The following is a 26,017-nucleotide window of genomic DNA, read 5'->3' on the forward strand; positions in this document are numbered from 1 at the left end:
GCCAGTGGTTTTAAGATGGATTTTTCCTCCAACTGTCGTCGCGACAGTGATATTCGCGTAAGGCTTCCGCTATGTGTGTAAACACGACAGAAAAACATGCCCCTTTTGGTACGCTGTTAGGCTATGCCCCTGGAGGCGTGGCGATTTACTCTTCGAATTATGAATCCCTTAACGATCTGGAACAGATGGATGATGCGTCATTCCGTCACTATCTAGATAAAGAATATATGGGTTATAAGTGGCAGTGCGTTGAGTTCGCTCGCCGCTTTCTTTATCTCAACTATGGCACGGTTTTCACCGATGTCAGAATGGCCTATGAGATCTTCTCATTGCGTTATCTGCGCCAAGTGGTGAATGACAATATTTTACCGCTACAAGCGTTTCCTAATGGCTGCGAGCGCCCGCCAGTTGCCGGTTCGTTGCTCATTTGGCAGCAGGGCGGTGAGTTTGAACACACGGGTCACGTCGCGATTATCACTCAGGTATTAGAGAACAAAATTCGTGTCGTTGAGCAGAATGTCATTCATCATCCGTTGCCCGCAGGGCAGCAGTGGACACGCGAGTTGCCGCTGACTTACCGCGATGGAAAGTACGCTATCCAAGATACCTTTGACGATACCGAAATTTTGGGCTGGATGACCCAGACCGCCGATGATCGCCATAGCTTGCCGCAGCCTCAGACACCTGCACCGTATTTGGCGATCCACTGTGAACGTGTTGAAAACCACGGGCAGTTTGCTGGAACTTGGCTGAACGAGCAGGATCCATTGGAGCATACCTACGTTCAGGCCAATGGCGGACATACGCTAAATGCCGATCCCTATCGCTATTTCGCTGTTTCTCGCAGCGCCGAGCAGGAGTTGATCCACGCCACTAACGAGCTGCATTTGATGTATTTGCACGCGACCGACAAGGTGCTTAAGGATGACAATTTGTTGGCGCTGTTTGATATTCCAGAAGCGTTATGGCCGCGCCTGCGACTTTCTTGGCAGCGCCGTCGTCATCATATGATCACCGGTCGCCTCGACTTCTGCATGGATGAGCGTGGGCTAAAAGTCTATGAATATAATGCGGATTCAGCCTCATGCCATGCTGAAACTGGGCTAATTTTAGACAAGTGGGCGCAGCAGGCGGGTGAGGTGGCAGGCAGCGATCCCGGCGAGTATCTGTTGGATGCGTTAGCCAATACGTGGAAACACAGTGACGCAACACCATTCGTGCATATTCTTCAGGATCATGACGCAGAAGAGAGCTACCACGCGCAGTTTATGCAGCGCGCGTTAACGAAAGCCGGTTTTGAAAGTAAGATTTTGCATGGTTTAGACGAGCTGCATTGGGCTGAGTCAGGTCAATTGGTGGATGGTGAAAACCGCCCAGTGAGCTGTGTGTGGAAAACATGGGCATGGGAAACGGCTCTTGATCAATTGCGTGAAGAGAGCGAGGCCGATCACGCAGCGCTTCCGATCCGAACTGGCCATCCTAAAAATGCAGTGCGCCTGATTGACGTGTTGTTGCGTCCTGAAGTGATGGTCTTTGAACCGTTGTGGACCGTGATCCCAAGCAATAAGGCAATTTTGCCGGTTCTGTGGTCGCTATTCCCGCATCATCGTTATCTGTTAGACGCCGATTTTGAGCTGAACGCAGAGTTGGAGCAGAGCGGCTACGCGGTGAAACCTATTGCTGGACGCTGTGGTAACAACATCGGTCTAATCAGCCATGAAGATCGAGTGCTGGATGAAACGTCCGGTAAGTTCGCTGAACAGAAAAATATCTACCAACAGCTTTGGTGTCTGCCAAAAGTTGCGGGACGCTATATTCAGCTATGTACCTTCACGGTCGGCGGCCACTACGGTGGTGTATGCGTGCGCTCAGAAACGGGATTAGTCATCAAGAAAGAGAGTGATATCGATCCGTTGCGGATTATTGATGACAAGGACTTTATCCTCTAACGGAAGCCGCTTTTAATTCGGCGTGCTGTGTAGATTGTGCAGCACGCCGTTTTGTTTTTCACCCATCTGATTTATCCCTCGCTAATTATTCAACATTATCCTTGACCAATGACAAGGTACCCAAGCTATTAGCCTCTTTATAATCGAGCCCATTTATCTGCTCACTGGTGTGAAAGTATGGCTTATCAACTGAATCTTAATTGGCCTGAATTTTTAGAGAAATACTGGCAAAAAAAACCTGTTGTATTGAAAAACGCCTTCCCGAACTTCGTTGATCCAATCACGCCGGATGAGTTGGCAGGCTTGGCGATGGAGCCGGAAGTGGATAGCCGTTTAGTGAGCCAGAAAAACGGCGAATGGCAGGCGAGCAACGGGCCATTCGAGCACTTTGATGGTTTGGGTGAAAGCGGCTGGTCGTTGTTGGCTCAGGCGGTTAACCATTGGCATGCGCCTTCTGCAGAACTGGTGCGTCCGTTCCGCGTATTGCCGGACTGGCGTTTAGACGATCTAATGATTTCGTTCTCTGTTCCTGGCGGCGGCGTGGGGCCTCACATCGATCAGTACGACGTATTCATTATTCAAGGGATGGGCAGCCGTCGCTGGCGCGTGGGTGACAAATTACCTATGCGTCAGTTCTGCCCACACCCAGCGCTCTTGCATGTGGATCCGTTCGAGCCAATCATTGATGAAGATCTTGAACCAGGGGATATTTTGTATATTCCACCAGGATTCCCGCATGACGGCTTTACTCATGAAACGGCGTTGAACTATTCCGTTGGTTTCCGTGGGCCGAACGGCAGAGATTTAATCAGCAGCTTTGCTGACTATGCGCTGGAAAACGATCTTGGCGGTGAGCATTACAGCGATCCTGATTTGACCTGCCGTGAACATGTAGGCCGTATCGAAGATTATGAAGTCGATCGCCTGCGCGGGATGATGATCGAGATGCTCAATCAGCCTGAGGATTTCAAACAATGGCTGGGGCGTTTTGCGACTACGCCGCGTCATGAGTTGGATATCGCGCCAGCTGAACCGGCTTATGAACCTGATGAAATCCTTGATGCGTTGCTGGGCGATGAAGTCTTAACTCGCCTGAGCGGTCTACGTGTGCTGAATATTGGTGATAGTTTCTTTGTTAACAGCGAGCCAATGGACGCCGTTGAGCCTGAAGCCGCCGATGCGCTGTGCCGTTATACTACGGTAGGTAAAAAAGAGCTGGGTGATGCACTGAATAATCCCGCCTTTGTTGCTGAACTCACTGATTTAGTCAATCAGGGATACTGGTACTTTGATGAGTAAGCGCGGTTTTCATTAATCGTTGTAATGATTCTTAAAGGGATGACAATTGTTATCCCTTTTTTCTATCGGTTTGTGGCTAGTCACCGCCGTTTTCACCCATATTTGAAATGAGCGATGAATATTTTTCTTATGAATCATTGAGAGGCTATTTTCTTTGCCCCTTAGACAGCATCCATTTCCATTTTTGCTCTTGATTGAGCTCGGATGGTGGTACCGGGATCGTCATACGTGGCATGCTGGTGGAGTCATTATCGTCTCCATCCGTGTTAATGGCGTTTTTGATGCGCTCCGTAATCTGATCATCAATGTGATCGACTTGGATCATTCGTTGGCACTGACAGCCGCGGCCTTCTAAATGGTTAGGGATCGTTTTAGTCTGGCAGTCAATTTCGTCAACGGCAGAAAGAATATAGGAAACCAGATTAATGGCTTTACAAGGCGTGAGATTAAACTTATCGGCTATCTCACGCGAGCTTATCCAGCGTTGCTGTTGCATCGCCCAGCGTGCAACCAACAAATATAAAGGCTCTTGCACGTATTCTCTACACATAGACTCACCTTTTAATTAAAACAAAATTTGGCACACCATTATCTATATTTCACTATATAAGAACGAATTTATAGCTATGCGATCATATTCACATTAATAATCATACATGGATCAGAATATACCTGTCTAATGGTGTATTCGCTATGTATTTCATCGATTTTACATCGAAGGTTTGTAACTATTTCTATTGTTGTTTTATTGTAATGCTAGTGTTTATTTGATGTGTATTATTACCATTTTACAGTTTCTTTAAATATGACTGCGTGTGTTTTTCAGTGGCGAGAAACCATTATCAGAGCAATTAACTGAATATCTATCATAGACATAACAAGAGTACTGTATGACAGACGTATGCCTCTGTTTTTTGAGTATCTATATGGTTAGTAATGTTTTTTATTGTTTAATGATGAGGCGATATTTGATTGTTAACTCATTAATGAAATAGTTACTAAAGAGGGTGTAATGAAACCAGTTAATAAAGTTAATGTGCTTGAAAAAATATCAAGTGAGATGCGAGAGGTGTTGTGTGTCCAAAAGGAGAATGCAATACCGATATCGCCAGATAGTGATAATTCAACGATAAGATTAGCTTATATAGAGGAACGTAAATATTGGAATCGTCATGGTCCACAGATGATGAAAACTATTCATGAAAAGGTTATGACTGCGTATGGAGAAATAGAGACAAGAATATACTATCCCAATAGCGAAACTTCAGCGGTCATTTTTTATTTACATGGTGGCGGATTTATTGTCGGTAATCTAGATACCCACGATCGCATTATGCGTTTACTGGCTCATTACAGCGGTTGCAACGTTATTGGCATAGATTACACGCTTTCACCTGAATCAAAATTTCCGCAAGCAATAGAGGAAACCGTCGATATTTGTCGTCATTTCCATCAACACGCTGCTGATTACCACTTAAATATGCAATCTATTGGTTTTGCGGGGGATTCCGCAGGAGCCATGCTGGCCATTGCTAGCGGATTATGGCTGCGCGATCGCGGTATTGATTGTGGAAAAGTGCAGGGGATACTCCTTTATTACGGGCTTTATGGTCTGCAAGATTCTGCCAGTCGGCGCCTGTATGGCGGAGAGTGGGACGGCCTGACGGGACCTGATATCGCAATGTACCAGAATGCTTATTTAGCCAGCGATGATGATAAAGAATCCCCATACTATTGTATTTTCAATAACGATCTTAGTCAGAAAATGCCAGCCTGTTTTATTGCTAGCGCTGAGTTTGATCCGCTGATTGACGACAGCATTGCACTCTATCGTACGCTGAGTGAACATCAGCAGCCCTGCCGGTATCAGATGTATCCAGGCACATTACATGCGTTTTTACATTATTCGCGCATGATGGAAAGTGCCGATCAAGCCTTACGCGATGGGGCAATTTATTTCCGTGAACAGCTTCAACTCGCCTTATAACCCAACTTTGCGGGCAGTCGATGAGATTGCCCGCGTGTTTTAAGCGATTTTGAATGGCTGTTGAATTAGTACAGTTCCATCTGGCTAGTTTTATCTAACGATAGCCCACGCGTTTCTGGTGCAAGAAATATCGAAATCACCATGCCAAATAAAGAAACCCCAGCACCAGCCAGCATTGTCATCGCAATTCCATGCTGTTGCATAAACAGCGGTAACGCAAAAGTTGAAATTACGGTACCAATCCGGCTGAGTGACATCGCGGCACCAACGGCGGATGCGCGGATATGCGTTGGAAACAGTTCGTTAGGATAAAGCCATTGTAAAATCCCCGGCCCGCCCGAGAAAAAAGCGTAGAGAGCAAATGCCGATACGATAAGCGTAATGCTTGGGTCGGGCACAACGCCCAACACGGCTAAAGCCAGCGTCATGATGGCAAAACTGCCGATGAGCAATGGGCGACGGCCGATGCTATTGAGCCAATACATGGCGGGTATACAGCCAATCAGGAAAAACAGGCTAATCACTACGTTGCCAAGCACGGCCTCTTTGCCTTCGTTTAGACCAAGTAGACTGATGATTTGTGGACCAAAGGTATAAATACCAAACATCGGGATCACCTGACATGTCCAAATAATGGCGACAAACAGGATTGATGTCAGATGACGGCGAGTAAAAATCTGGCTATAGCGGGTTTCCTGCGCTTCTTCATTATCGAAAACAACGTTTTCGCCGAACAATTTCAACATCAGCGCACGACACTCTTCGACTCGCCCTTTGCGGATCAGCCAGCGCGGTGATTCAGGCAGCTCAAAACGCCCTAACAGGATGATAATACAGGGAACAACCGCGCTACCGAGCATCCAGCGCCAGCCGTTTGCTACGTCATACAGCAGGTAACCGACCAAATCCGCGGCGGTGGCGCCGATGTACCACATGGCAGCAATAAATCCCATGGTAAAAGCGCGCTGACGCGTGGTGGAGAACTCTGCAATCATCGAGGTGGCGATAGGGTAATCTGCACCGATCACGATGCCAATGAGAAAACGTAATATCACCAGTTCAAGCGGAGAGGTGACAAACATCGTAGCGGCAGAAATCACGCCAATGGCAATAATATCAATAATAAACATCAGGCGACGGCCAAGCACATCCGCCACATAGCCAAACAGCGACGTGCCGATAAACAGGCCAACCAGTGTGGCGATCCCCACAAGTCCGACCCACTGAGCATCGAGTTTCAATACTGGCGTGAGTTGTTCCAGCGCGATACCAATAATGACGAGCACGTAGCCATCAAGAAAGGGCCCACCGCTTCCCCAAAGCATGATTTTACGATGTATCGGCGTAAAACTGATGTCATCAAACCTTTTGGATTTTTCCATAATGTTGCTGCTAATCAGCCTGCTAGCCATTCAGCGTCAGTAACTACCGCTGAATGGCTAATGTTGGTAAAAGAGGGATAAAACACGTGGCTAGCATGGATTTCGGGGTTTAACCGTAGCGGTATTCAACGCCAAAGCTGCCACGTGGATAGTTCCATTCGTCTAACACGGAATCCTTACACAAGATCCGGCAGGTGCCGCATTCGAGACAGCCTGCGTAGTCGAACCGGATAGTCCCATCGGGCTGAAGCTTGTATAGCCCCGCAGGACACGCCAGCGTTAGGGTGTGAAAAGCCGCCATATCAGGGTGTTCGCGAATGATGATGTGCGGATGCCCTTCATCGACGTGAAACTTGTTTATCCCTAATTTGACGTCAACATTGACAGGTTCGGTCATAGCGCTGTCACTCCTTTAATGCCATCTTTGAGCAGATTCAAATAACCAATTTCTTTGCAGTGACGCATGATCATCTTGCGCATTGGTTGCGGCGGCTGACCATTGACGGTGAACATATCCGCCATGATATTGGCCACCATCTGCGGGTATTGGGTGAACATGCGTGGGTTTTCCAACATGGCTGGCACTTTGCGGTAGTGGCGCAGATCCTTCATTACCGGCAGTTCTTCCAGTAGCTTCAGATAGACACTCAATCCACGTTCGCTAAAGTCGTTGTTGGTTTTGGCTTCCAATACTGCGCGAGCAGCTGCTTCTCCCGAAGCTATTGCCATATCCATGCCGCGAATGGTGAACCCAAGATTCATACACATACCTGCGGCATCGCCAGCGATCAGCACCCCGTTGCCGACTAATTTCGGCTGCATGTTAATGCCTGCTTCAGGAACGACGTGCGCGGCATATTCCAGAGTTTTTCCTCCAGCAATTAAAGGACGAACAACAGGGTGTTGTTTGAAATCCTCTAACATTTGCGGCACGGATTTTCCTGCACTAGCGATATGATGAAGCCCAACCACGATGCCTAAAGAGAGCGAATCTCCATTGGTATAGAGAAAACCGCCGCCCATCTGGCCGTCAGACGGCGTTCCGGCAAAGAGCCATGCCGCACCTTCGTTATCGGTTAAGCTAAAGCGCGCTTCTATGAGTTCGCGTGGTAGCTCAATCAACTCTTTAACGCCTACGGCCACATGTTTAGCCGAAACTTGTTTTTGCACCATGCCCAATTGTTCGGCCAGAAGCGCGTTAACACCTTCCGCCAGAATGACCGCGTTGGCTTCGAGAATGTCGCCATCAGCCTCAACGCCAATCACTTTTCCATCGCGTTGGATCAGCTTGTCTACGCGGATCCCTGGGACGAATTGGGCGCCAGCGGCTTCAGCTTGTTCCATTAGCCACGGGTCAAATTTACCGCGCAGCACCGAATAAGATTCCTGTGCAGGTTCTGCCGCACGAGCATGGTGATAGTCGAGAGTGACAGCGCTGTCATCGGTAAGAAATGAAATTTTTTCGTGAGTGATTCGACGCTCAACGGGAGCTTGTGTCGCGAAGTCTGGAATAATACGTTCTAGACTGTGCGCATACAGACGGCCGCCAGTCACGTTTTTAGCACCGGCGTGATTGCCGCGTTCAATCACTAATACGTTTGCGCCTTCCCGCGCCAACACTAGCGCCGCTACGCAGCCAGACAGGCCTGCGCCGACGATAATGGCATCAAATACATCTTCAGACATAAGATCTCCGTATGCCAGACAAGTCAGGCCAGTCCTGCAACTCGCCTTACCTCGTCTTGCTCTATCGTTTTAATTTTTCGGTCAATGCGGGAACGATCTTCATCAGATCGCCGACGATCCCGTAGTCGGCATATTGGAAGATTGGCGCGTTTTTATCTTTGTTGATTGCCATCAGGATCTGTGCGCCATTGGCACCGACCATGTGCTGGATCTGACCGGAAATTCCGAGCGCCAGATAGAGATCGGGTTTAATCATGATCCCTGAAATACCGACATAGCGTTCGCGATCCATCCACTTCTCGTTCTCAGCGACTGGGCGAGAACAGCCAAGCTCAGCGCCAATCGCGTTGCTTAAGGCGGCGGCAATAGCAATGTTTTCCTGTGAGCCGATACCACGTCCTACGCTGACCACCAAACGGGCTTTACCCAGATCGACGCTTTCGCCCTGTTTCACTCGTCGAGATTCACAGATGATGGCGTGAGCCGGAGCAATAAATTCCAGCGTTTGTGCGTTTCCACTACGAGCGCTATCTTCCTGCGCAGGAGCAAATACGCCGCTGGCCAGAGTGACAACGGCGTAGTCGGTTGTAATTTTTTCTTTGCCGAAGGCCAAGCCGCCATACACCATATGCGTGGCAACAGGGCAGCCGTCTTCCAAGCTCAGTTCGGCAGCATCGTTAACGACTCCGGCGGCTAAGCGTGCGCCTAGGCGGGCGGCCAGCGTTTTACAACGACGAGTGGCTGGCAGCAGCAATAAAGCGCGTGAGCTATGGCTCTGGCTACGAATGGCTTGTACCAACGTATCGGCATAGTCTTCGATAATGCGGTTATTGGGTTGTTCACCGAGGCTATACACGGCGTTAGCCCCCAAACGGAAGGCAAGGGCAGACTGTTCATCGCTTTGACTAACAACGTGGATGAGTTCACCCAGTTCACGTGCTCCACTCATCAGCTCAGGTAGATGTGATTTGGTGTCGCTAAACACCCATACAGTTGAAAATTTGCTCATAACGCCCCCAATTAGCTGATTACTTTGCGCAGGTGTTCTGCGAATTCTGAGATTTGTTCATCGCTGTCGCCTTCGATAATGATGCGGCCACGCGCTTTCTGTTGTGGTGCCTGCACGCTCAGCAGCGTTGTGTAAGGGGCTATTTCACCCAGCTCAAGATCGGCGGGCTGCCATGCGGTGACCGGCTTTTTGGCTGCGCCAAGAATGGCTTTCATCGATGGAATTTGAGGCGTATTGATGTCAGTGGACACTGAGAGCACCGCAGGTAGCGGGATCGTGAGGGTTTCCACTTCATCTTCTAATGTGCGTTCAATCTGAATGCTTGTCTCGGAGAGCGACAGAATACGGCTGACGCCGTTAATAGCAGCAACACCGAGCGCTTCGCCAAGCAGCAGCCCAACTTGTTGGGCATAAAGGTCGGCAGAACCATCGCCACAGAGGATCACATCGAAACCGGTTTTCTTGGCTGCCGCAGCGAGCATTGTGGCAGTTTGGTGAGGAAGCATTTTTTCTAAGCCAGCATCGGAAACGACGACTAACTCATCAGGGCCACGAGATAGCACATCTTTGCGCCCTTTAGCGTTAGCGAGTGCTTCACCCCCTACGCTCATCGCGATGATTTGGATATCGCTATTTTGTTGCTTCAATGCAGTCGCAGCTTCGATAGCGTTGAGATCGAATTGGCTTATTTTGGCATCCGCTTTGCTGAGGTTCAGAGAGCCATCACCATTGACAGTGATATCTTGCTCCTCGGGGATGAGTTTGTAACATGCGATAATTTTCATCACTTCTCCGATTTCGATAGGCAATACAATGTGCGTGATACTTATGCGTAATAATTTCTGAGCGATAATTTAAAGCTCAAAACATTAAAAAAACTTCTATTTTTAGATACGCGTTAAATTGTGTTGATGGGTTAAGCCTACATTGTAGGAATAAAAATAATGGCAAGGTGACTATTTAATAAAAGAAAGTCACTTGCTTAAGTTTAAATTAACGACATGGTTTAGTTATTTGTTTCCATGAGTCGCTATCACGATAATAGAAATACCATGATTCACCAGACCAAAATAATACCTAGATCACCAATATTGAACGTCTTGGCCGGGGTTTTCTATGAGTTTATTTTTATGTTTTTGTTTAACTAATTGATAATTTTAAGTTTAATTTGATTGTTTGTGAGATAGGAAGTTGTGTTCAATTTTGAGTCAGAAAATTGTTTGATTAAGATCACGGATTAATCACTTGCCAAATCTCATTATATCTCAACGTTAAGTAGCGCGATTTATCTACATTCAGGCATTTTTATGGAAATAGTGAAATAACTCGTCATCATTATTTAAATAATGACTTTAAGTTTGCCTGCAAACGAGTGTCAGTTTTTTGTCATGTCATGGGCAGTCTGCTGATTTTTATTCTGGATATTGCATACCAAGTTGTTATGGAAAGTGTGTACTTTCCATTAGGGGCTTCTTTCCATAAAGGAAAATGTAAATGAGCACAGAAAAGAGCAAACGGAAAATAGGGATTGAACCCAAGGTTTTTTTCCCGTCATTGATTATTGTCGCATTGCTTTGTTATTTAACTATGCGCGATTTAAACGCATCAAATATCGTTATTAACTCGGTATTTAATTACATCACCACTGAGTGGGGATGGGCGTTTGAGTGGTATATGGTTGTCATGTTTATCGGCTGGTTCTGGCTGATTTTTGGACCTTTTGCCCAACGTCGTTTGGGAGAAGAAGCGCCAGAATTTAGTACGGTTAGTTGGATCTTCATGATGTTCGCCTCCTGTACCTCTGCGGCGGTGCTGTTCTGGGGATCTATCGAGATTTACTACTACGTTTCCTCACCTCCGTTTGGGCTGACACCGTTCTCTAACCCGGCAAAAGATTTAGGATTGGCCTACAGCTTATTCCACTGGGGTCCTCTACCTTGGGCAACCTACAGCTTCTTGGCCGTCGCTTTTGGTTATTTCCTGTTTGTAAAAAAAATCGACGTAGTTCGCCCGAGCGGTACGCTCGTTCCGCTGTTTGGTGAGAAACGCTGCAACGGTATTATCGGTACGGTTATCGATAACCTCTATCTGGTGGCGCTGATTTTGGCCATGGGCACCAGCCTTGGTTTAGCGACGCCGTTGGTGACCGAGTGTATTCAATATCTGTTTGGCGTTCCGCACACCTTGCAACTGGACGCGCTAATTATTTCCTGCTGGGTCATTTTTAACGCGGTATGCGTAGCTTTCGGCCTACAGCGTGGGGTTAAGGTTGCCAGCGACGTTCGTAACTATCTGAGCCTAATTTTACTGGCTTGGGTATTCATCATTGGCGCCAGCAGCTTCACCATCAACTATTTTACCGATTCCGTAGGCGTGCTACTGAACAACTTCACCCGTATGTTGTTCTACACCGATGCCGTGGGTAAGAGCGGATTCCCTCAGGCATGGACCGTGTTCTACTGGGCGTGGTGGATTGTCTATGGCATCCAGATGTGTATTTTCCTGGCACGTATTTCCAAAGGACGCACCGTTCGTCAGCTTTGCTTGGGGATGGTCGGTGGCCTAACCGCTTCGACTTGGCTGCTGTGGACCATTCTGGGCAGTAACACGCTCTCACTGATCAACAATGGCAAAATCAATATTCCTCAGATTATTGAACAACATGGTGTCGCGCGCGCCATTATCGATTCTTGGGCCCTGTTACCGTTTAGCACTCTGACGATGTGGGCGTTTTTCATTCTGTGCTTCCTTGCGACCGTCACTCTCATCAATGCTTGTTCTTACACCTTAGCGATGTCTACCTGCCGCGGGGCTAACGGCTATGACGAACCGCCGATTTGGGTACGTGTGGGTTGGTCTGTGTTGGTGGGGATCATCGGGATCATTTTACTGGCGCTTGGTGGTCTTAAGCCGATTCAGACCGCGATCATCGCCGGTGGATGTCCTCTTTTCTTTGTCAACATATTGATAACTATATCTTTCTTGAAAGATGCCAAGGCTACACATTGGAAATACTAACCACGATTACATTGAAGCGTTTTTAATCTTAACCGCCAAGAGGCCTGCTTTATGAATTTTGCATTATCTGATGAACAAGAGTTATTCGTTTCCGGTATTCGCGACCTGATGGCGCAAGAAAACTGGGAGGCTTATTTTGCCGAGTGCGATCGTAACAGCCAATATCCAGAGCGCTTCGTGAAGGAATTGGCAGATATGGGGATCGATAGTCTGCTGCTGCCTGAAGAGCATGGCGGTTTGGATGCGGGCTTTGTCACATTGGCTGCGGTATGGGCAGAGCTGGGTCGCTTAGGTGCACCAACCTATGTGTTATATCAACTGCCGGGTGGTTTTAATACGGTGCTGCGTGAAGGCACACAGGAGCAAATCGATAAGATTATGGCTTTCCGTGGCACCGGCAAGCAGATGTGGAACTCGGCGATCACTGAGCCAGGAGCCGGTTCTGACGTGGGCAGCATGCAAACTTCCTACACCCGTAAAAACGGCAAAGTGTATCTCAACGGTAGTAAGTGTTTTATCACCAGCAGTGCCTACACGCCTTATATCGTAGTGATGGCACGCGATGCGGCGTCACCAGATAAGCCTGTTTTTTCCGAATGGTTTGTGGATATGAGCAAGCCGGGCGTGAAGGTGAATAAGTTGGAAAAGCTGGGTCTGCGCATGGACAGCTGCTGCGAGATCCTGTTTGACAATGTCGAGTTGGAAGAGAAAGACATGTTTGGCCGTGAAGGCAACGGCTTTAATCGTGTGAAAGAAGAGTTTGATCATGAGCGTTTCATTGTTGCTCTGACCAACTACGGCACCGCGTTCTGTGCTTTTGAAGATGCAGCGCGCTATGCCAACCAGCGTGTTCAGTTTGGTGAGGCTATCGGGCGTTTCCAACTGATTCAGGAAAAGTTTGCTCATATGGCAATCAAACTTAACTCGATGAAAAACATGCTGTTTGAAGCAGCGTGGAAAAGTGATAACGGTTTGATGACCTCCGGCGATGCGGCGATGTGCAAATACTTCTGCGCCAATGCTGCGTTTGAAGTGGTGGATTCTGCGATGCAAGTGCTCGGTGGGGTAGGGATCGCGGGCGATCATCGCATTACACGGTTCTGGCGCGATCTTCGTGTGGATCGTGTTTCTGGAGGGTCGGATGAAATGCAGATCCTAACGCTGGGCCGTGCGGTGCTGAAGCAGTATCGGTAATAGTCGGCAGAGTCAGTCTGATATTAGGGAGAGCGTACCGCTTCGCGGTGCGCTATGCCCAGATATCTCAGGTTAAAAGGCGGTGTCGTCGTGGCTACACCCTCTCTCATGGTGAAGGAGTATTTTATGTCAATGCCTACGTTTGGTCCGTTGTCTGGTTTACGCGTGGTCTTTTCCGGAATTGAAATTGCGGGGCCTTTTGCTGGGCAGATGTTTGCGGAATGGGGCGCTGAAGTTCTCTGGATTGAAAACGTCGCCTACGGCGATACGATCCGTGTTCAACCGAATTACCCGCAGCTTTCTCGCCGTAATTTGCACGCATTATCGCTGAATATTTTCAAAGACGAAGGGCGTGAAGCGTTTCTGAAATTGATGGAAACCACTGATATTTTCATTGAAGCCAGCAAAGGTCCTGCTTTCGCTCGGCGTGGCATCACGGATGACATTCTTTGGGAACATAATCCTAAGCTTATCATCGCGCATCTCTCCGGTTTTGGTCAGTACGGTACGCCGGAATATACCAATTTAGCGGCCTATAACACGATTGCTCAAGCATTCAGCGGATACCTGATCCAAAACGGCGATAAAGATCAGCCTATGCCCGCATTTCCGTATACCGCAGATTATTTCTCTGGCCTAACGGTAACCACTTCTGCATTAGCTGCGTTGTACAAAATGCAAAAGACAGGCATTGGTGAAAGTATTGACGTGGCGATGTATGAAGTGATGTTACGTATGGGGCAGTACTTCATGATGGACTACTTCAACGGTGGTGAAGTTTGCCCTCGCATGACGAAAGGCAAAGATCCTTACTACGCGGGCTGTGGTCTGTATAAATGCCAAGATGGTTATATCGTCATGGAACTGGTTGGCGTGAACCAAATTCAAGAAATGTTTAAAGATATGGGGATTGCCAATCTGCTGGATACGCCAGAGATCCCAGAAGGCACCCAGTTAATTCACCGTGTTGAATGTCCGTTTGGTGAGTTAGTCGAAGATAAATTGGATGAATATCTGGCTGGTAAACCATACGAAGAAGCGCTGGCTCGCTTTGCTGAACTCAACATTGCTTCTGCCAAAGTACTCACTATTCCAGAATTAGAGAGTAACCCGCAATATATTGCCCGTGAATCCATCACGACGTGGGATACCATCGACGGCCGCACCTATAAAGGGCCGAATGTCATGCCGAAATTTAAAAATAATCCGGGGCAAATTTGGCGCGGCATGCCAACCCACGGTATGGATACAGCGACCATTCTTGCAAGTATTGGCTACTCTGAAGCCGACATTGAAGCACTGGTGGCTAAAGGGTTGGCTAAAGCCGACTAGCCACTGCAATTATTTGGGTAGATATGTGATGGACATGATAGGCAAACGAAATTTGCGGCAGGCCTGGGATGATTTAGCGGAGTTATACGGTAATAAAACGGCTCTAATTGTTGAACGGCTTGCTACTGAGCATCAACAAAGAGAAGCATCCCAGTACAGTTATACCGAACTGAATAATGAAATTAACCGTACGGCTAATCTATTTTATTCTCTAGGTATAACCAAAGGCAATAAAGTCGCTTTGCATCTTAATAACTGTGCTGAATTTATTTTTTGTTGGTTCGGCTTAGCGAAAATAGGTGCCATCGTGGTGCCTATCAATGCCAACTTACTACGTGATGAAAGCGCCTATATTATTAATCAGTGTGAAGCCACGCTCGTAGTGACTTCCGCTGAGTTTTATTCTATTTACGCTGATTTAAAGCAGCAGGGTTCATCTTCTCTACGCCAAATTATGTTGATAGATAACAGCGCTGAAGCGTTATTGGCTAGCGACGTTCTCTATTTTCAGCAGATGAAAAAATGCCAGCCGAATACCTTGCTCTCCTCGGTTGAGATTAATAGTGAGGATACGGCGGAGATTCTCTTTACTTCAGGCACCACCTCCAGCCCGAAAGGCGTCGTGATCACCCACCATAATTTGCTGTTTGCTGGCTATTACACGGCGTGGCAGTGCGCATTAAGAAGCGATGATATTTATTTAACGCCAATGCCTGCTTTTCATATTGATTGCCAGTGTACTGCCGCGATGCCGACGTTTACGGTGGGGGCGACTTTTGTTCTGTTAGAGAAATACAGTGCGCGTGCTTTTTGGGGGCAGGTATGTCAATACCGAGCTACCGTCACCGAATGCATTCCGTTGATGATGAAAACCCTGATGATGCAGCCAATAATGCCGTGGGAGCGACAACATAATCTGCGCGAAGTGCTGTTCTACCTTAATCTCTCTGAACAGGAAAAAGAGGCGTTTATTCAGCGATTTGGTGTGCGATTACTCTCGTCTTACGGCATGACAGAAACGATCGTCGGCGTCATTGGCGATCGTCCTGGTGATAAACGACGCTGGCCTTCTATTGGTCGAGTTGGCATGGGATATGAAGCTCAAATTAGGGACGCGCAGGGGCTGGAAATGCCGACGGGGAAAGTCGGTGAAATGTGGGTCAAAGGTATTCCGGGCAAAACGCTATTTAAAGAGTATTACAAACTACCGCAGGAAAGTACCAAAGCGCTTACCGCAGAAGGATGGTTACGCACCGGTGATTATGGCTATGTTGACGAAGAAGGCTTCTTTTATTTTGTCGAGCGCAGCTGCAACATGATTAAACGCAGTGGAGAAAATATTTCCTGCGTTGAATTGGAAAATATTATTTCTACTCATCCAAAAATTATGGACGTTGCGGTTATCGGTTTAAAAGACTCTATTCGTGATGAAGCGATAAAAGCGGTGGTGGTCTTGAATGATGGCGAATTTATGACAGAGAAAGAGTTCTTTACTTTTTGTGGAAACAATATGGCGAAATTTAAAGTCCCTTCTTTTTTTGAAATAAGGGAAAGTTTACCAAGAAGCTGCTCGGGAAAAGTGATTAAAAAAAGTCTGGTTGAAGTTTCTTCTTAATAAGAGGTATTAGTATGAGTGAATCATTACATATCAAGCGTAATGGCTATATTTTAGAAATTACGTTAGACAGACCGAAAGCCAATGCCATTGATGCAAAAACCAGTTTTGCGATGGGTGAGGCTTTCATTGCTTTTCGTGATGATCCAGAGCTGCGTGTCGCGATTATTACCGGCGCGGGCGAACGCTTTTTCTCTGCGGGATGGGATCTTAACGCGGCGGCAGAAGGCGAGGCACCAGACGCTGATTTTGGTCCGGGCGGGTTTGCTGGCCTTACCGAACTGTTTAACTTGGATAAGCCAGTGATTGCCGCCGTCAATGGCTATGCCTTTGGTGGCGGATTTGAGCTGGCGTTAGCGGCAGACATGATTGTTTGCGCGCAGCACGCCAGCTTCTCAGTGCCAGAGGCTAAACTGGGCATTGTTCCTGATAGTGGTGGAATGCTGCGTTTGCCTAAGCTGTTGCCGCCGGCGATAGCGATGGAAATGATGATGACAGGACGCAGCATGGATGCTGATGAAGCACTGCGCTGGGGCGTCGTTAATGCGGTGGTTGAAAGTGAGCAATTGATGGAAAAAGCTCGCGAATTAGCGGAGCAGATCGCGGCTAATGCGCCACTGGCCGTCGCCGCGATTAAAGAAATCTATCGTGAAACCAGTGAGCTGTCTGTGGAAGAGGGTTATCGTCACGCACGCAGCGGCAAATTAAAACATTATCCATCGGTGCTGCACTCTGAAGATGCTTTAGAAGGGCCGCAGGCGTTTGCTGAAAAACGTGATCCTGTATGGAAAGGACGCTAGGTTAATGACATTAAAGCCGGACAGCCAAAATAAAGAGGGTGGAATGACGCGCAAAGCGGGGATGCAAAGCCTGCTCGGTTCACGTTATGTCACTTGTCCGGGGTGTCGACAGTGTATCCGCGGGCAGCTGTATAGCATGTTGAATCAGTGCCAGACTTGGTGTCCAAGGTGTAAGAAGAATGTGGATTCATGCGTAACGTCGTGTGAGAAATAATTTGTTGGTGTTTATTATTGTGGCGGTAATCAAATGGATTACCGCCACAATGACTCGGTGAGTACCTATCGCTCGCAGATTTTTTACGGTATCAATGATTGCTGCTTGTTTCTATATTTATAACCACCGAATTTACGACGACTGAGATTAAGCGCCTGCACCAGCAAAACCTAGACCCGTCTTTCTATCTGCGTTACCGTTCCTTATCTCAATCACTCTGATTATTCGATAAAAATGGCAAATTTTCGTGCTTTAGGATTACGGCCGCTGGGTTTACTGACTTTGTTAGTATTGGCTGGGTGTTCAACAAAAACGACTCAGACGCCAACGCCGCGTCCGGCGCAGGTGAAAGCCCAGCTAGTGGATTTGATCCCAAGCAACGTACGCGATCGTCAGGGGTGGGCGACGGATATTGCCGCCGCGTTTACCGCGCAGGATATTCCGCCAACGCCTGAGAACTTGTGCGCGGTGATTGCGGTTACTGAACAAGAATCTACGTTTCAGGCCGATCCACAGGTACCGGGGTTAGGTAAAATTGCGTGGAAAGAGATCGATCGCCGTGCAGATCAGATGCATATACCCAACTTTTTAGTTCATACCGCGTTGCTGATTAAATCACCTAACGGCAAAAGCTACAGTGAACGCTTGGATAAAGCGCGTAGCGAAAAAGAGTTGAGTGCGATCTTTGATGATTTCATCAATATGGTGCCGATGGGGCAAAAATTATTCGGTAACCTGAATCCAGTACGCACTGGCGGGCCAATGCAGGTCAGCATTGCGTTTGCTGAAGCACACGCCAAAGGCTATCCATACAAGGTTGATGGAACCATTCGCCGTGAAGTTTTTAGCCGTCGCGGTGGTGTGTATTTTGGCACGATGCATCTGCTTGGCTATCCGGCGAATTATCCTCAGCCAATTTACCGTTTTGCTGATTTTAATGCCGGCTGGTATGCCAGCCGTAATGCCGCGTTTCAACGTGCTGTTAGCCGACTGACAGGGATCAAACTGGCGTTGGACGGTGATTTAATTAACTATGGCACCGATAAACCGGGTTCTACCGAACTGGCTGTGCGCTCGCTAGGCAAGCGTCTTGATATGAGTGATTCCACTATTCGCCGAGCGCTAGAAAAAGGCGATAGCATCGATTTTGAAAAAACGTCGCTGTATAAACAGGTGTATGCGTTAGCCGAAAAATCAGGTGGTAAAAAGCTGCCACGTGAAATATTGCCTGGGATTACGCTTGAAAGCCCAAAAATAACACGCCAACTGACAACGGCGTGGTTTGCTAAACGTGTCGATGGCCGCTGGCAGAAGTGCATGGCTAAAGCACGTTAATAATTGCGGGGTGCTTCGCATCTTACTACGTCTCTTGTTGCTCAAGTGTTAATCACTTGTTATCGTTGGCGGGCGTCTGCTACTGGACGTGCTTTCCTCCGCTGCATTGCAACACGTTATTCGTGTGAGGTAGAAGACGATGACCACATCCTCCCAGCTTAAAGACGCTGATTTCGAAGTCTGGCTTGCCCAAATTAATCAGGCCTGTGGACGCTTTGCGGCAAAAACGTTGGGGGAAGGGTTTAGTGGCTCGGTGCAAGAGTTTCGCTCAGGAGCATTACGTCTGAGCGTCGTGGATATTGCGCAAACCAAGCTGTATCGCACGCCGCAGGAAATCGCTCAGAGCGATGGCTCCTATTTTTACACGGTATTTCAGCTCAGCGGCCATTCTGAAATGGAGCAGGAAGGGCAACGAGCGCTACTTTCCGCCGGAGACATCACGCTCATCGATGCTGCAAAACCTAGCACTTTTACCTTCAGTGAGACCTCTAGCCAGATATCACTACTGCTGCCACGCGGCTACCTAGAACGTAATTTGCAGTTTGCCGATCTCCGCTGTGCACAACGCTTGGCGGCTGGTGCGCCGATGGTGCGGCTTAGCCAGCAGTTGGTGCAAGAAAGTATGCGTAATAGCACGCTAGATCAGCAGGAGAGCGAAGCGGTTTTAGATGCCGTGGCTACGCTATTGCGTCCAGCGCTGATCGCCCGTGATGATGATGCGCCGCAGGATAAAGTTTTCCATCGCACGCTCTCTTTTATTGATAAACATATTCAGTCCGAATCGTTACGCCCAGAGTGGATTGCCAGTGAGGTGGGAGTTTCGGTGCGTAGCCTCTACCGCATGTTTGCGCGTAAAGGACTGGTGGTGGCGCAGTATATTAAAAATCGCCGTCTAGACCTGTGTGCTAACGCGTTACGCAGTGCGCCCGTGAGACAAAAATTGTCGGACATTGGCTATTCGTGGGGTTTTGCCGATCACAGCCATTTCTCCACCGCTTTCAAAATGCGCTTTGGTGTCACGCCAGGCGAATACCGCAAACAGTATCGTTAGTCTCATCTCTGTGAGTTTGTCATCAGTGGCAAAGCTGATGGCATACACAACAAATTAATCCCTCCAACGAATTGCTATGTTTGAGCTGGGTCAGCCGATACTGACTCATTAAACCGTAGCAGAGCGTGGCGGCAGACCAACAATAAGACATATTAAAGCCCCTAACAAAAACCTGTCCCCAAGATAATTCGAGTTGTACAGAGGCAACACATCGGTGAATTAGCTGTGTGAGTACAGCCAACGAAATACAGCGAGAAGTATGACGGGGATATTGAGGAACTGACTTTCGTAAGCATGCAGCTATACCAGGTCGAGATTATCCCGCGCACTGATTCACTGACATGAATGCCAATTTCTAGTGGTGAGGTAATAAATAATGTTTCGCAAAACCGTGTTTTCAAAAACAGCACTGCATAAAAAAACGATGACTAAGAAACGACTGCCGGTTGCGATTGCGCTGGCATTAGGGGTGTTGACCTCTGCTGGCTGGCAAACGACCGCACAGGCTCACGGTGCCGCAGCCCATATGGTTCCGATGGAAAAAACATTAGAGGAATTTGGTGCTGACGTACATTGGGATGACTACGCACGTATGTTTATCCTCTCCAAAGACGGTGCTTATATCAAGGTCAAGCCAGACACCAACGAAGCTATTGTTAACGGCAAACCATTGAAACTGGCGGTGCCGATAGTGTTCCGCAACAAAGTGGCATATATGTCGGAAGACTTTATTAATGAGGTTTTTCAGTCTGGTTTAGATCAAACCTTCGCGATTGAAAAACGCGCCCATCCACTGAATCCTCTCAGCGCTAATGAAATTAAAACTGCAGTCGATGTGATTAAAGCATCCGATAACTATCGAGATAATTTCCGATTTACTGAGATTTCACTGCGCGAGCCACCCAAAGACGAAGTTTGGCAGTTTGTGTTAGCGGGTAAAACCGTGGAGCAACCGCGTCAGGCGAACGTGACCGTGTTGGATGGTAAGCACGTGGTGGAGAGCGTTATCGATCTGAAAGATAAAAAAGTGGTGTCGTGGACGCCCATAAAAGATGCGCAGGGTATGGTACTGCTGGATGATTTCTCCACCGTTCAGTCAGTGATTAACGCTAGCACCGATTTTGCCGCAGTGCTGAAAAAACGTGGGATTAACGACCCGAGTAAGGTGATCACTACGCCGTTAACCGTGGGGTATTTTGATGGCAAAGATGGCCTAACGCAGGATCAGCGCTTGTTGAAAGTCGTTAGCTATTTAGATGTTGGCGATGGCAATTACTGGGCTCACCCGATTGAAAATCTGGTCGCGGTGGTCGATCTTGAGCAGAAGAAGATCATTAAGATTGAAGAGGGGCCAGTGATCCCCGTGCCGATGGCGCCGCGTCCGTTTGATGGACGCGATCGCAAAGCACCAGAGATCAAGCCGCTAGAAATCGTTGAGCCAGAAGGGAAAAACTACACCATTACCGGCAACACGATTCATTGGCAGAATTGGGATTTCCACGTTGGCTTGAATTCACGCGTTGGGCCGATCATTTCGACCGTGACTTACAACGATCAGGGTAAAAAACGGAAGATCATGTATGAGGGATCGTTAGGAGGCATGATCGTCCCTTATGGCGATCCGGATATTGGCTGGTATTTCAAAGCCTATTTGGACTCTGGCGATTATGGTATGGGAACTCTGACCTCACCGATTGCGCGTGGCAAAGATGCGCCATCAAACGCGGTGTTAATCGATCAAACTATCGCTGATTACACCGGTAAACCGATGACCATTCCGCGGGCAATGGCAATATTCGAACGCTATGCGGGGCCAGAATACAAGCATCAGGAGATGGGGCAACCCAACGTCAGCGCTGAGCGCCGTGAACTGGTGGTACGTTGGATTAGTACGGTGGGTAACTACGACTATATTTTTGACTGGGTATTCCACCAGAACGGCACTATTGGCATTGATGCTGGGGCAACGGGGATCGAAGCGGTGAAGGGCGTAAAAGCGCGCACTATGCAGGATCCAACCGCTAAAGATGACACCAAATATGGCACGCTTATCGATCATAATATCGTGGGCACAACGCATCAGCATATCTATAACTTCCGCTTGGATATGGACATTGATGGCGAGAACAACAGCTTGGTTGAGCTCAATCCAGATGTGAAACCGAACGATCGCAGCGGCCCGCGTACCAGTACCATGCAGGTGGATCAGGTCGATGTGAAAAGCGAAAAAGACGCGGCGCAGAAATTTGATCCTTCAACCATCCGTTTGTTAAGCAATACCAACATAACCAACAAAATGGGAAACCCTGTTTCTTACCAGTTGATCCCTTATGCGGGAGGAACTCATCCCATCGCTAAAGGCGCTAACTTCGGTAAAGATGAGTGGATTTACCATCGTTTGAGCTTTATGGATAAACAGCTTTGGGTGACGCGCTACAACGCGGATGAACGTTATCCGGAAGGTAAGTATCCGAACCGTTCTATTCACGACACGGGGCTAGGGCAATATTCCTCTGATAATCAGTCAATTGAAAACACCGATAACGTCGTGTGGCTCACAACGGGTACCACGCACGTTGCCCGTGCGGAAGAGTGGCCCATTATGCCAACCGAATGGGTACATGCTCTGCTGAAACCGTGGAACTTCTTTAGCGAAACTCCGACGCTGGATTTGAGCGGAAAAAAGGAATAAGTCAGTAACGCAAAAATTAAGGGGTTGCATCTAGCAACCCCTTTTTGTCTTTCGAAGATAAACGTATCAGCAGAACTCAATATCTAACACATACCGTTTTGGTTTCGGTATAGGCATCTAGCCAATCAGTGCCAAAATCACGTCCGGTTCCTGACTGTTTTACGCCGCCAAAAGGCATGTTTGCGTCGATCAGAGTATGGCTGTTGACCCACACAGTACCGGCCTGAATTCGCGGGGTATAAGCCATGGCCGTTTGCAGGCTGGTGGTCCATAGGCTGGCAGTGAGTCCGTAGTCGGTGTCGTTGGCCTGATGCAGAGCCTCTTCGGCGTTTTTGACACGAATAAGATTAACTACTGGGCCGAAAACCTCTTCACGCGCCAGATTTAGCGCAGCATCTGGATTAATCACCAGCGTCGGTGGAATATAGAATCCTTGTGTGTCTGGCCCAGCCGCGCCACTGATTAGCTCGGCGTTTTTGGCTTTGGCATCTTGCAGGTAAGAGGCGACCTTATCGCGATGTTGACGTGAAACTAGCGGATTGATCTGCGTTAATGCATCCATTCCTGGGCCAACGGAGAGTGATTTTACCGCTTGTTCAAAACCCGCAACCAGTGAGTCGAAAATGGGTTCTTCAATGTAGATTCGAGAACTGGCGGCGCAAACCTGTCCTTGATTGAGGAAGCTCCCCGCCATCAGTCCCTCAATCACCTGCTGTTGATCCGCGTCTTTCAGCACGATAGCCGGGTTTTTTCCGCCTAATTCTAGAGTGACGCGGGTTAGTCGATCGGCTGCGGCGCGGGCAATACCTTTGCCAACCGGTGTAGAGCCGGTAAAACTGACCTTCGCGACTAATGGGTGTTCCGTCAACGCTTTACCGCATACAGAACCTTTGCCGGTGACGATATTAAATACGCCATCAGGAATACCGGCTTCGCTGGCTAGCTCAGCCATGCGTAGCAGCGTGAGCGGGGTGGTCTCAGAGGGTTTAATCACGATAGAGCAGCCTGCAGCCAGCGCAGGCATCACTTTCCAGATACCTATCATCAGTGGAAAATTCCACGGCACAATACCAGCAACGACGCCAATAGGCTCTTTGCGAGTGTAGGCCATGTATTTCGCTCCGGCAGGCATAGGGATAGAGACATCCATCGTTTGACCGGTAATTTTAGTTGTTAGCCCTGCGGTATAGCGCATCCAGTTCAGAGTACAACCGACCTCAAAAGCGCGGGAAATATTGATGGATTTACCTTGCTCCAGCGTTTCGAGCTGGGCGAGCTCTTCGGCATGCTGTTCGACTAAATCGGCGTAACGCAGCAAAATACGTTCACGCTCTGCGGGTAAACGTTGAGCCCAAACGCCAGAATGAAAGGCCTGATGAGCGGAGGTGACCGCGCGGGAGACGTCTTCAGCGTTGGCATCGGCGGAGGACGATATTTGTGCTCCGTCCGCAGGGTTATAAATGGCTAAACGTTCATCGGCGGTAGATTCTTGCCACTTTCCATTGATATAGAGTCCGTGCTGACGGTCAAGGAAACGCGAAACGCTGTCCAGTATGGCTACTTTATTATCGGGCATAAGCCCTCCCGTCGGTCAAAAGGAGTTTGGTGAGAGATGGGTCTGATCGCTGAGCGACAACCCAGTCATGACCTCATGAGTCTATAACAAGGATAGTCATCTCTTTTTGCTGTGCCTGACATTTGCTTGGTGGGATATGACAGCGAGAACAATAAATCCATTTTAACTTTCACGATCAAAGCGTCGCATTCCTTCACCGCATGCAGGGCACGCACTTGCCTAAAGTATTGCCACTGATTGCCGATAATTCGTCCACCCCTACTCTTATCATTGAACGACTTACCGACAAGGAATCCTCCCTGTGTTGAAGAACATTTCGTTGCGAACGGGTTTATTGGTTTTGTTGTTGTTGATTACGTTACTTTTATTGGTGGTTAGCGCATTGGGACTGATAACGATCCACAGAGATCGTGCGGCGCTGGTGGAGCTTAATCAGATACAAGGCACCGAGCTCAATAGTTTGAATGGCAGTAATACACAAACGCTGATTGCTCGTGCGAATGCGTCCTTAGCCGTGCGCAAGATAGAGATTGGATTGCTGGATGAAGGCGCGGCGTTAAGCCGTAAGATCGTACAGAATATAAAAGATTCGCAGCAGCAGATGCAGCGCTTCGCCGAGATCAGCAGGCAGACTGAGCGTAATACCGATTTGGATCAACGGGTGTTGAGCACCTATCAGTCCTACATCAAGCAAGGTATAGAACCTATGTTAGCGGCACTGAATAAGCAATATACCGATGAGTATTACGAAGTATTGGAAAATAAGCTTACGCCGCTGAGTATCGGTTTTAGTCACGCAATCAACGAATTTAATACTTATGCGCAGGGCGCAGTGGAACAAAGGCTGCAGGATTCAGAAACTAGCGAAAGCCGGATGCGGTTGCTGATTCTGGTTGTTGCACTGCTCACGCTGGTGATGGTGGTGACGTCGTGGTTAGTGTTGCGCCTTATGCTGCTCAAACCCTTGGACGCGACGATAGGTCATCTAGAAGTCGTGGCGGCGGGTGATTTAACTCAGCCTTTGCTTCCAGCCAGTAGCAAAGAGCTCAACCGTTTAACACAGGCGATTGAAACCATGCAGCAGTCGCTGCGTAAGTCTGTGAGTGAAGTGCGTGAGACCAGCGAGCAAATTGATATAGGTAGCCGTGAATTGGCTGCGGGTAATCTTAATTTGTCGCAGCGTACGGAAGAGTCAGCGGCATCGCTAGAACAAACCGCGGCTAGCATGGAACAGCTTACCGCAACGGTGAAGCTCAATGCGGATAACGCAGAACAGGCGCATCAGCTGGCACGTAAAGTATCCGACACCGCAGACCGTGGTAGTGAAGCCGTATGTTACGTAATGGAAAAAATGGATGAGATCGCCGAGAGCTCGGGGCGTATTGCCGATATTCTTGAAGTCATCGACGGCATTGCCTTTCAGACGAATATTCTTGCGTTGAATGCTGCGGTTGAGGCTGCCCGCGCAGGCGAACAGGGGCGTGGTTTTGCGGTGGTCGCCAGTGAAGTTCGCAATCTGGCACAGCGCAGTGGTCAGGCGGCCAAAGAGATCCGCTCACTCATTTCCACCTCGCAAACGCGCGTCAGCGAAGGTGCAAAAATGGCATATCAGGCTGGTGAAACCATGGATGAGATCTCTGGTGAAGTGATGCGTGTGACCGGATTGATGAAAGAGATTTCTGGTGCCTCTAAGGAACAGAGCCGAGGGATCGAACAGGTAAATCTGGCTGTCACCCAGATGGATGAAGTTGCTCAGCAAAATGCGGCATTGGTAGAAGAGGCCGCTGCGGCCACGCGTTCTTTGGAGACTCAGTCGCAGCAGCTCATGATGTCGATGGCGGCGTTTAGGGTCAGCACCTAAGTTGACGACCTCCCCTA

19 protein-coding genes are annotated in these 26,017 nt (G+C 48.4%); 12 read left to right on the forward strand and 7 right to left on the reverse strand.

What is annotated here, in order from left to right:
* Positions 1–71: 71 nt before the first annotated feature.
* On the forward strand, positions 72–1,949 hold the full coding sequence (gss, locus tag M988_RS02425) for a bifunctional glutathionylspermidine amidase/synthase (RefSeq protein WP_064572713.1): 1,878 nt from the start codon (positions 72–74) through the stop codon (positions 1,947–1,949).
* Positions 1,950–2,126: 177 nt separating this feature from the next.
* Positions 2,127–3,248 (forward strand): ribosomal protein uL16 3-hydroxylase, encoded by a 1,122-nt coding sequence (locus tag M988_RS02430; RefSeq protein WP_039184742.1) that lies wholly within the window; start codon positions 2,127–2,129, stop codon positions 3,246–3,248.
* 145 nt (positions 3,249–3,393) lie between these two features.
* Here M988_RS02430 and caiF read toward each other — a convergent pair whose 3' ends face one another.
* Positions 3,394–3,798, reverse strand: a complete 405-nt coding sequence (gene caiF, locus M988_RS02435) for a carnitine metabolism transcriptional regulator CaiF (protein ID WP_008815286.1) — start codon at positions 3,796–3,798, stop codon at positions 3,394–3,396.
* A gap of 462 nt (positions 3,799–4,260) precedes the next feature.
* On the opposite strand from caiF, the gene aes reads away from it, so the two are divergent.
* The gene (gene aes / locus M988_RS02440) at positions 4,261–5,235 is read left to right on the forward strand and encodes an acetyl esterase (RefSeq protein ID WP_064572715.1); all 975 of its coding nucleotides are present in this window, start codon (positions 4,261–4,263) and stop codon (positions 5,233–5,235) included.
* A gap of 65 nt (positions 5,236–5,300) precedes the next feature.
* On the opposite strand, the gene M988_RS02445 is transcribed toward aes, so the two are convergent.
* The 5 genes from M988_RS02445 to M988_RS02465 all read right to left on the reverse strand — a co-directional run bounded on the left by M988_RS02445 (position 5,301) and on the right by M988_RS02465 (position 10,097).
* The gene (locus M988_RS02445) at positions 5,301–6,617 is read right to left on the reverse strand and encodes an MFS transporter (protein WP_064572759.1); all 1,317 of its coding nucleotides are present in this window, start codon (positions 6,615–6,617) and stop codon (positions 5,301–5,303) included.
* 109 nt (positions 6,618–6,726) lie between these two features.
* Positions 6,727–7,014, reverse strand: a complete 288-nt coding sequence (locus M988_RS02450; protein WP_008815283.1) for a ferredoxin family protein — start codon at positions 7,012–7,014, stop codon at positions 6,727–6,729.
* Positions 7,011–8,303 (reverse strand): FAD-dependent oxidoreductase FixC, encoded by a 1,293-nt coding sequence (fixC, locus tag M988_RS02455; RefSeq protein ID WP_008815282.1) that lies wholly within the window; start codon positions 8,301–8,303, stop codon positions 7,011–7,013. The genes M988_RS02450 and fixC overlap by 4 nt, the downstream gene beginning before the upstream one ends.
* Before the next feature lie 61 nt (positions 8,304–8,364).
* Positions 8,365–9,312: an FAD-binding protein gene (locus M988_RS02460; RefSeq protein WP_064572717.1), complete on the reverse strand. Its 948-nt coding sequence runs from the start codon at positions 9,310–9,312 to the stop codon at positions 8,365–8,367.
* 11 nt (positions 9,313–9,323) lie between these two features.
* A complete protein-coding gene (locus M988_RS02465; RefSeq protein ID WP_064572722.1) occupies positions 9,324–10,097 on the reverse strand; it encodes an electron transfer flavoprotein in 774 nt (257 codons plus the stop codon).
* Between the two features lie 709 nt (positions 10,098–10,806).
* Here M988_RS02465 and caiT point away from each other — a divergent pair.
* From caiT to tynA, 8 genes are all read left to right on the forward strand, one after another.
* A complete protein-coding gene (gene caiT, locus M988_RS02470; protein WP_008815279.1) occupies positions 10,807–12,330 on the forward strand; it encodes an L-carnitine/gamma-butyrobetaine antiporter in 1,524 nt (507 codons plus the stop codon).
* A 51-nt stretch (positions 12,331–12,381) separates the two neighbouring features.
* Positions 12,382–13,524: a crotonobetainyl-CoA dehydrogenase gene (caiA, locus tag M988_RS02475; protein ID WP_008815278.1), complete on the forward strand. Its 1,143-nt coding sequence runs from the start codon at positions 12,382–12,384 to the stop codon at positions 13,522–13,524.
* Between the two features lie 126 nt (positions 13,525–13,650).
* Complete coding sequence (gene caiB, locus M988_RS02480; RefSeq protein WP_156518150.1) at positions 13,651–14,856, forward strand: L-carnitine CoA-transferase; 1,206 nt, start codon at positions 13,651–13,653, stop codon at positions 14,854–14,856.
* 28 nt (positions 14,857–14,884) lie between these two features.
* Positions 14,885–16,471 carry a crotonobetaine/carnitine-CoA ligase gene (caiC, locus tag M988_RS02485; RefSeq protein WP_064572727.1) on the forward strand — a complete coding sequence of 529 codons (1,587 nt, stop codon included), beginning with the start codon at positions 14,885–14,887 and terminating at the stop codon, positions 16,469–16,471.
* 14 nt (positions 16,472–16,485) lie between these two features.
* Positions 16,486–17,271 (forward strand): crotonobetainyl-CoA hydratase, encoded by a 786-nt coding sequence (caiD, locus tag M988_RS02490; protein ID WP_008815275.1) that lies wholly within the window; start codon positions 16,486–16,488, stop codon positions 17,269–17,271.
* A gap of 448 nt (positions 17,272–17,719) precedes the next feature.
* Entirely contained in the window at positions 17,720–18,820 is a 1,101-nt protein-coding gene (locus tag M988_RS02495) for a DUF1615 domain-containing protein (RefSeq protein WP_008815274.1), read from the forward strand.
* A 139-nt stretch (positions 18,821–18,959) separates the two neighbouring features.
* On the forward strand, positions 18,960–19,871 hold the full coding sequence (feaR, locus tag M988_RS02500; RefSeq protein ID WP_061059523.1) for a transcriptional regulator FeaR: 912 nt from the start codon (positions 18,960–18,962) through the stop codon (positions 19,869–19,871).
* 424 nt (positions 19,872–20,295) lie between these two features.
* The gene (tynA, locus tag M988_RS02505; RefSeq protein ID WP_423749965.1) at positions 20,296–22,563 is read left to right on the forward strand and encodes a primary-amine oxidase; all 2,268 of its coding nucleotides are present in this window, start codon (positions 20,296–20,298) and stop codon (positions 22,561–22,563) included.
* Positions 22,564–22,639: 76 nt separating this feature from the next.
* Here tynA and M988_RS02510 read toward each other — a convergent pair whose 3' ends face one another.
* Positions 22,640–24,139, reverse strand: coding sequence for an aldehyde dehydrogenase family protein (locus M988_RS02510; protein ID WP_064572731.1), 1,500 nt, complete (start codon positions 24,137–24,139; stop codon positions 22,640–22,642).
* 301 nt (positions 24,140–24,440) lie between these two features.
* On the opposite strand from M988_RS02510, the gene M988_RS02515 reads away from it, so the two are divergent.
* A complete protein-coding gene (locus M988_RS02515) occupies positions 24,441–26,000 on the forward strand; it encodes a methyl-accepting chemotaxis protein (RefSeq protein ID WP_064572733.1) in 1,560 nt (519 codons plus the stop codon).
* The last annotated feature ends 17 nt before the right edge of the window (positions 26,001–26,017 follow it).

This window comes from Hafnia paralvei ATCC 29927 (genome assembly GCF_001655005.1).
Lineage (GTDB): Bacteria > Pseudomonadota > Gammaproteobacteria > Enterobacterales > Enterobacteriaceae > Hafnia > Hafnia paralvei.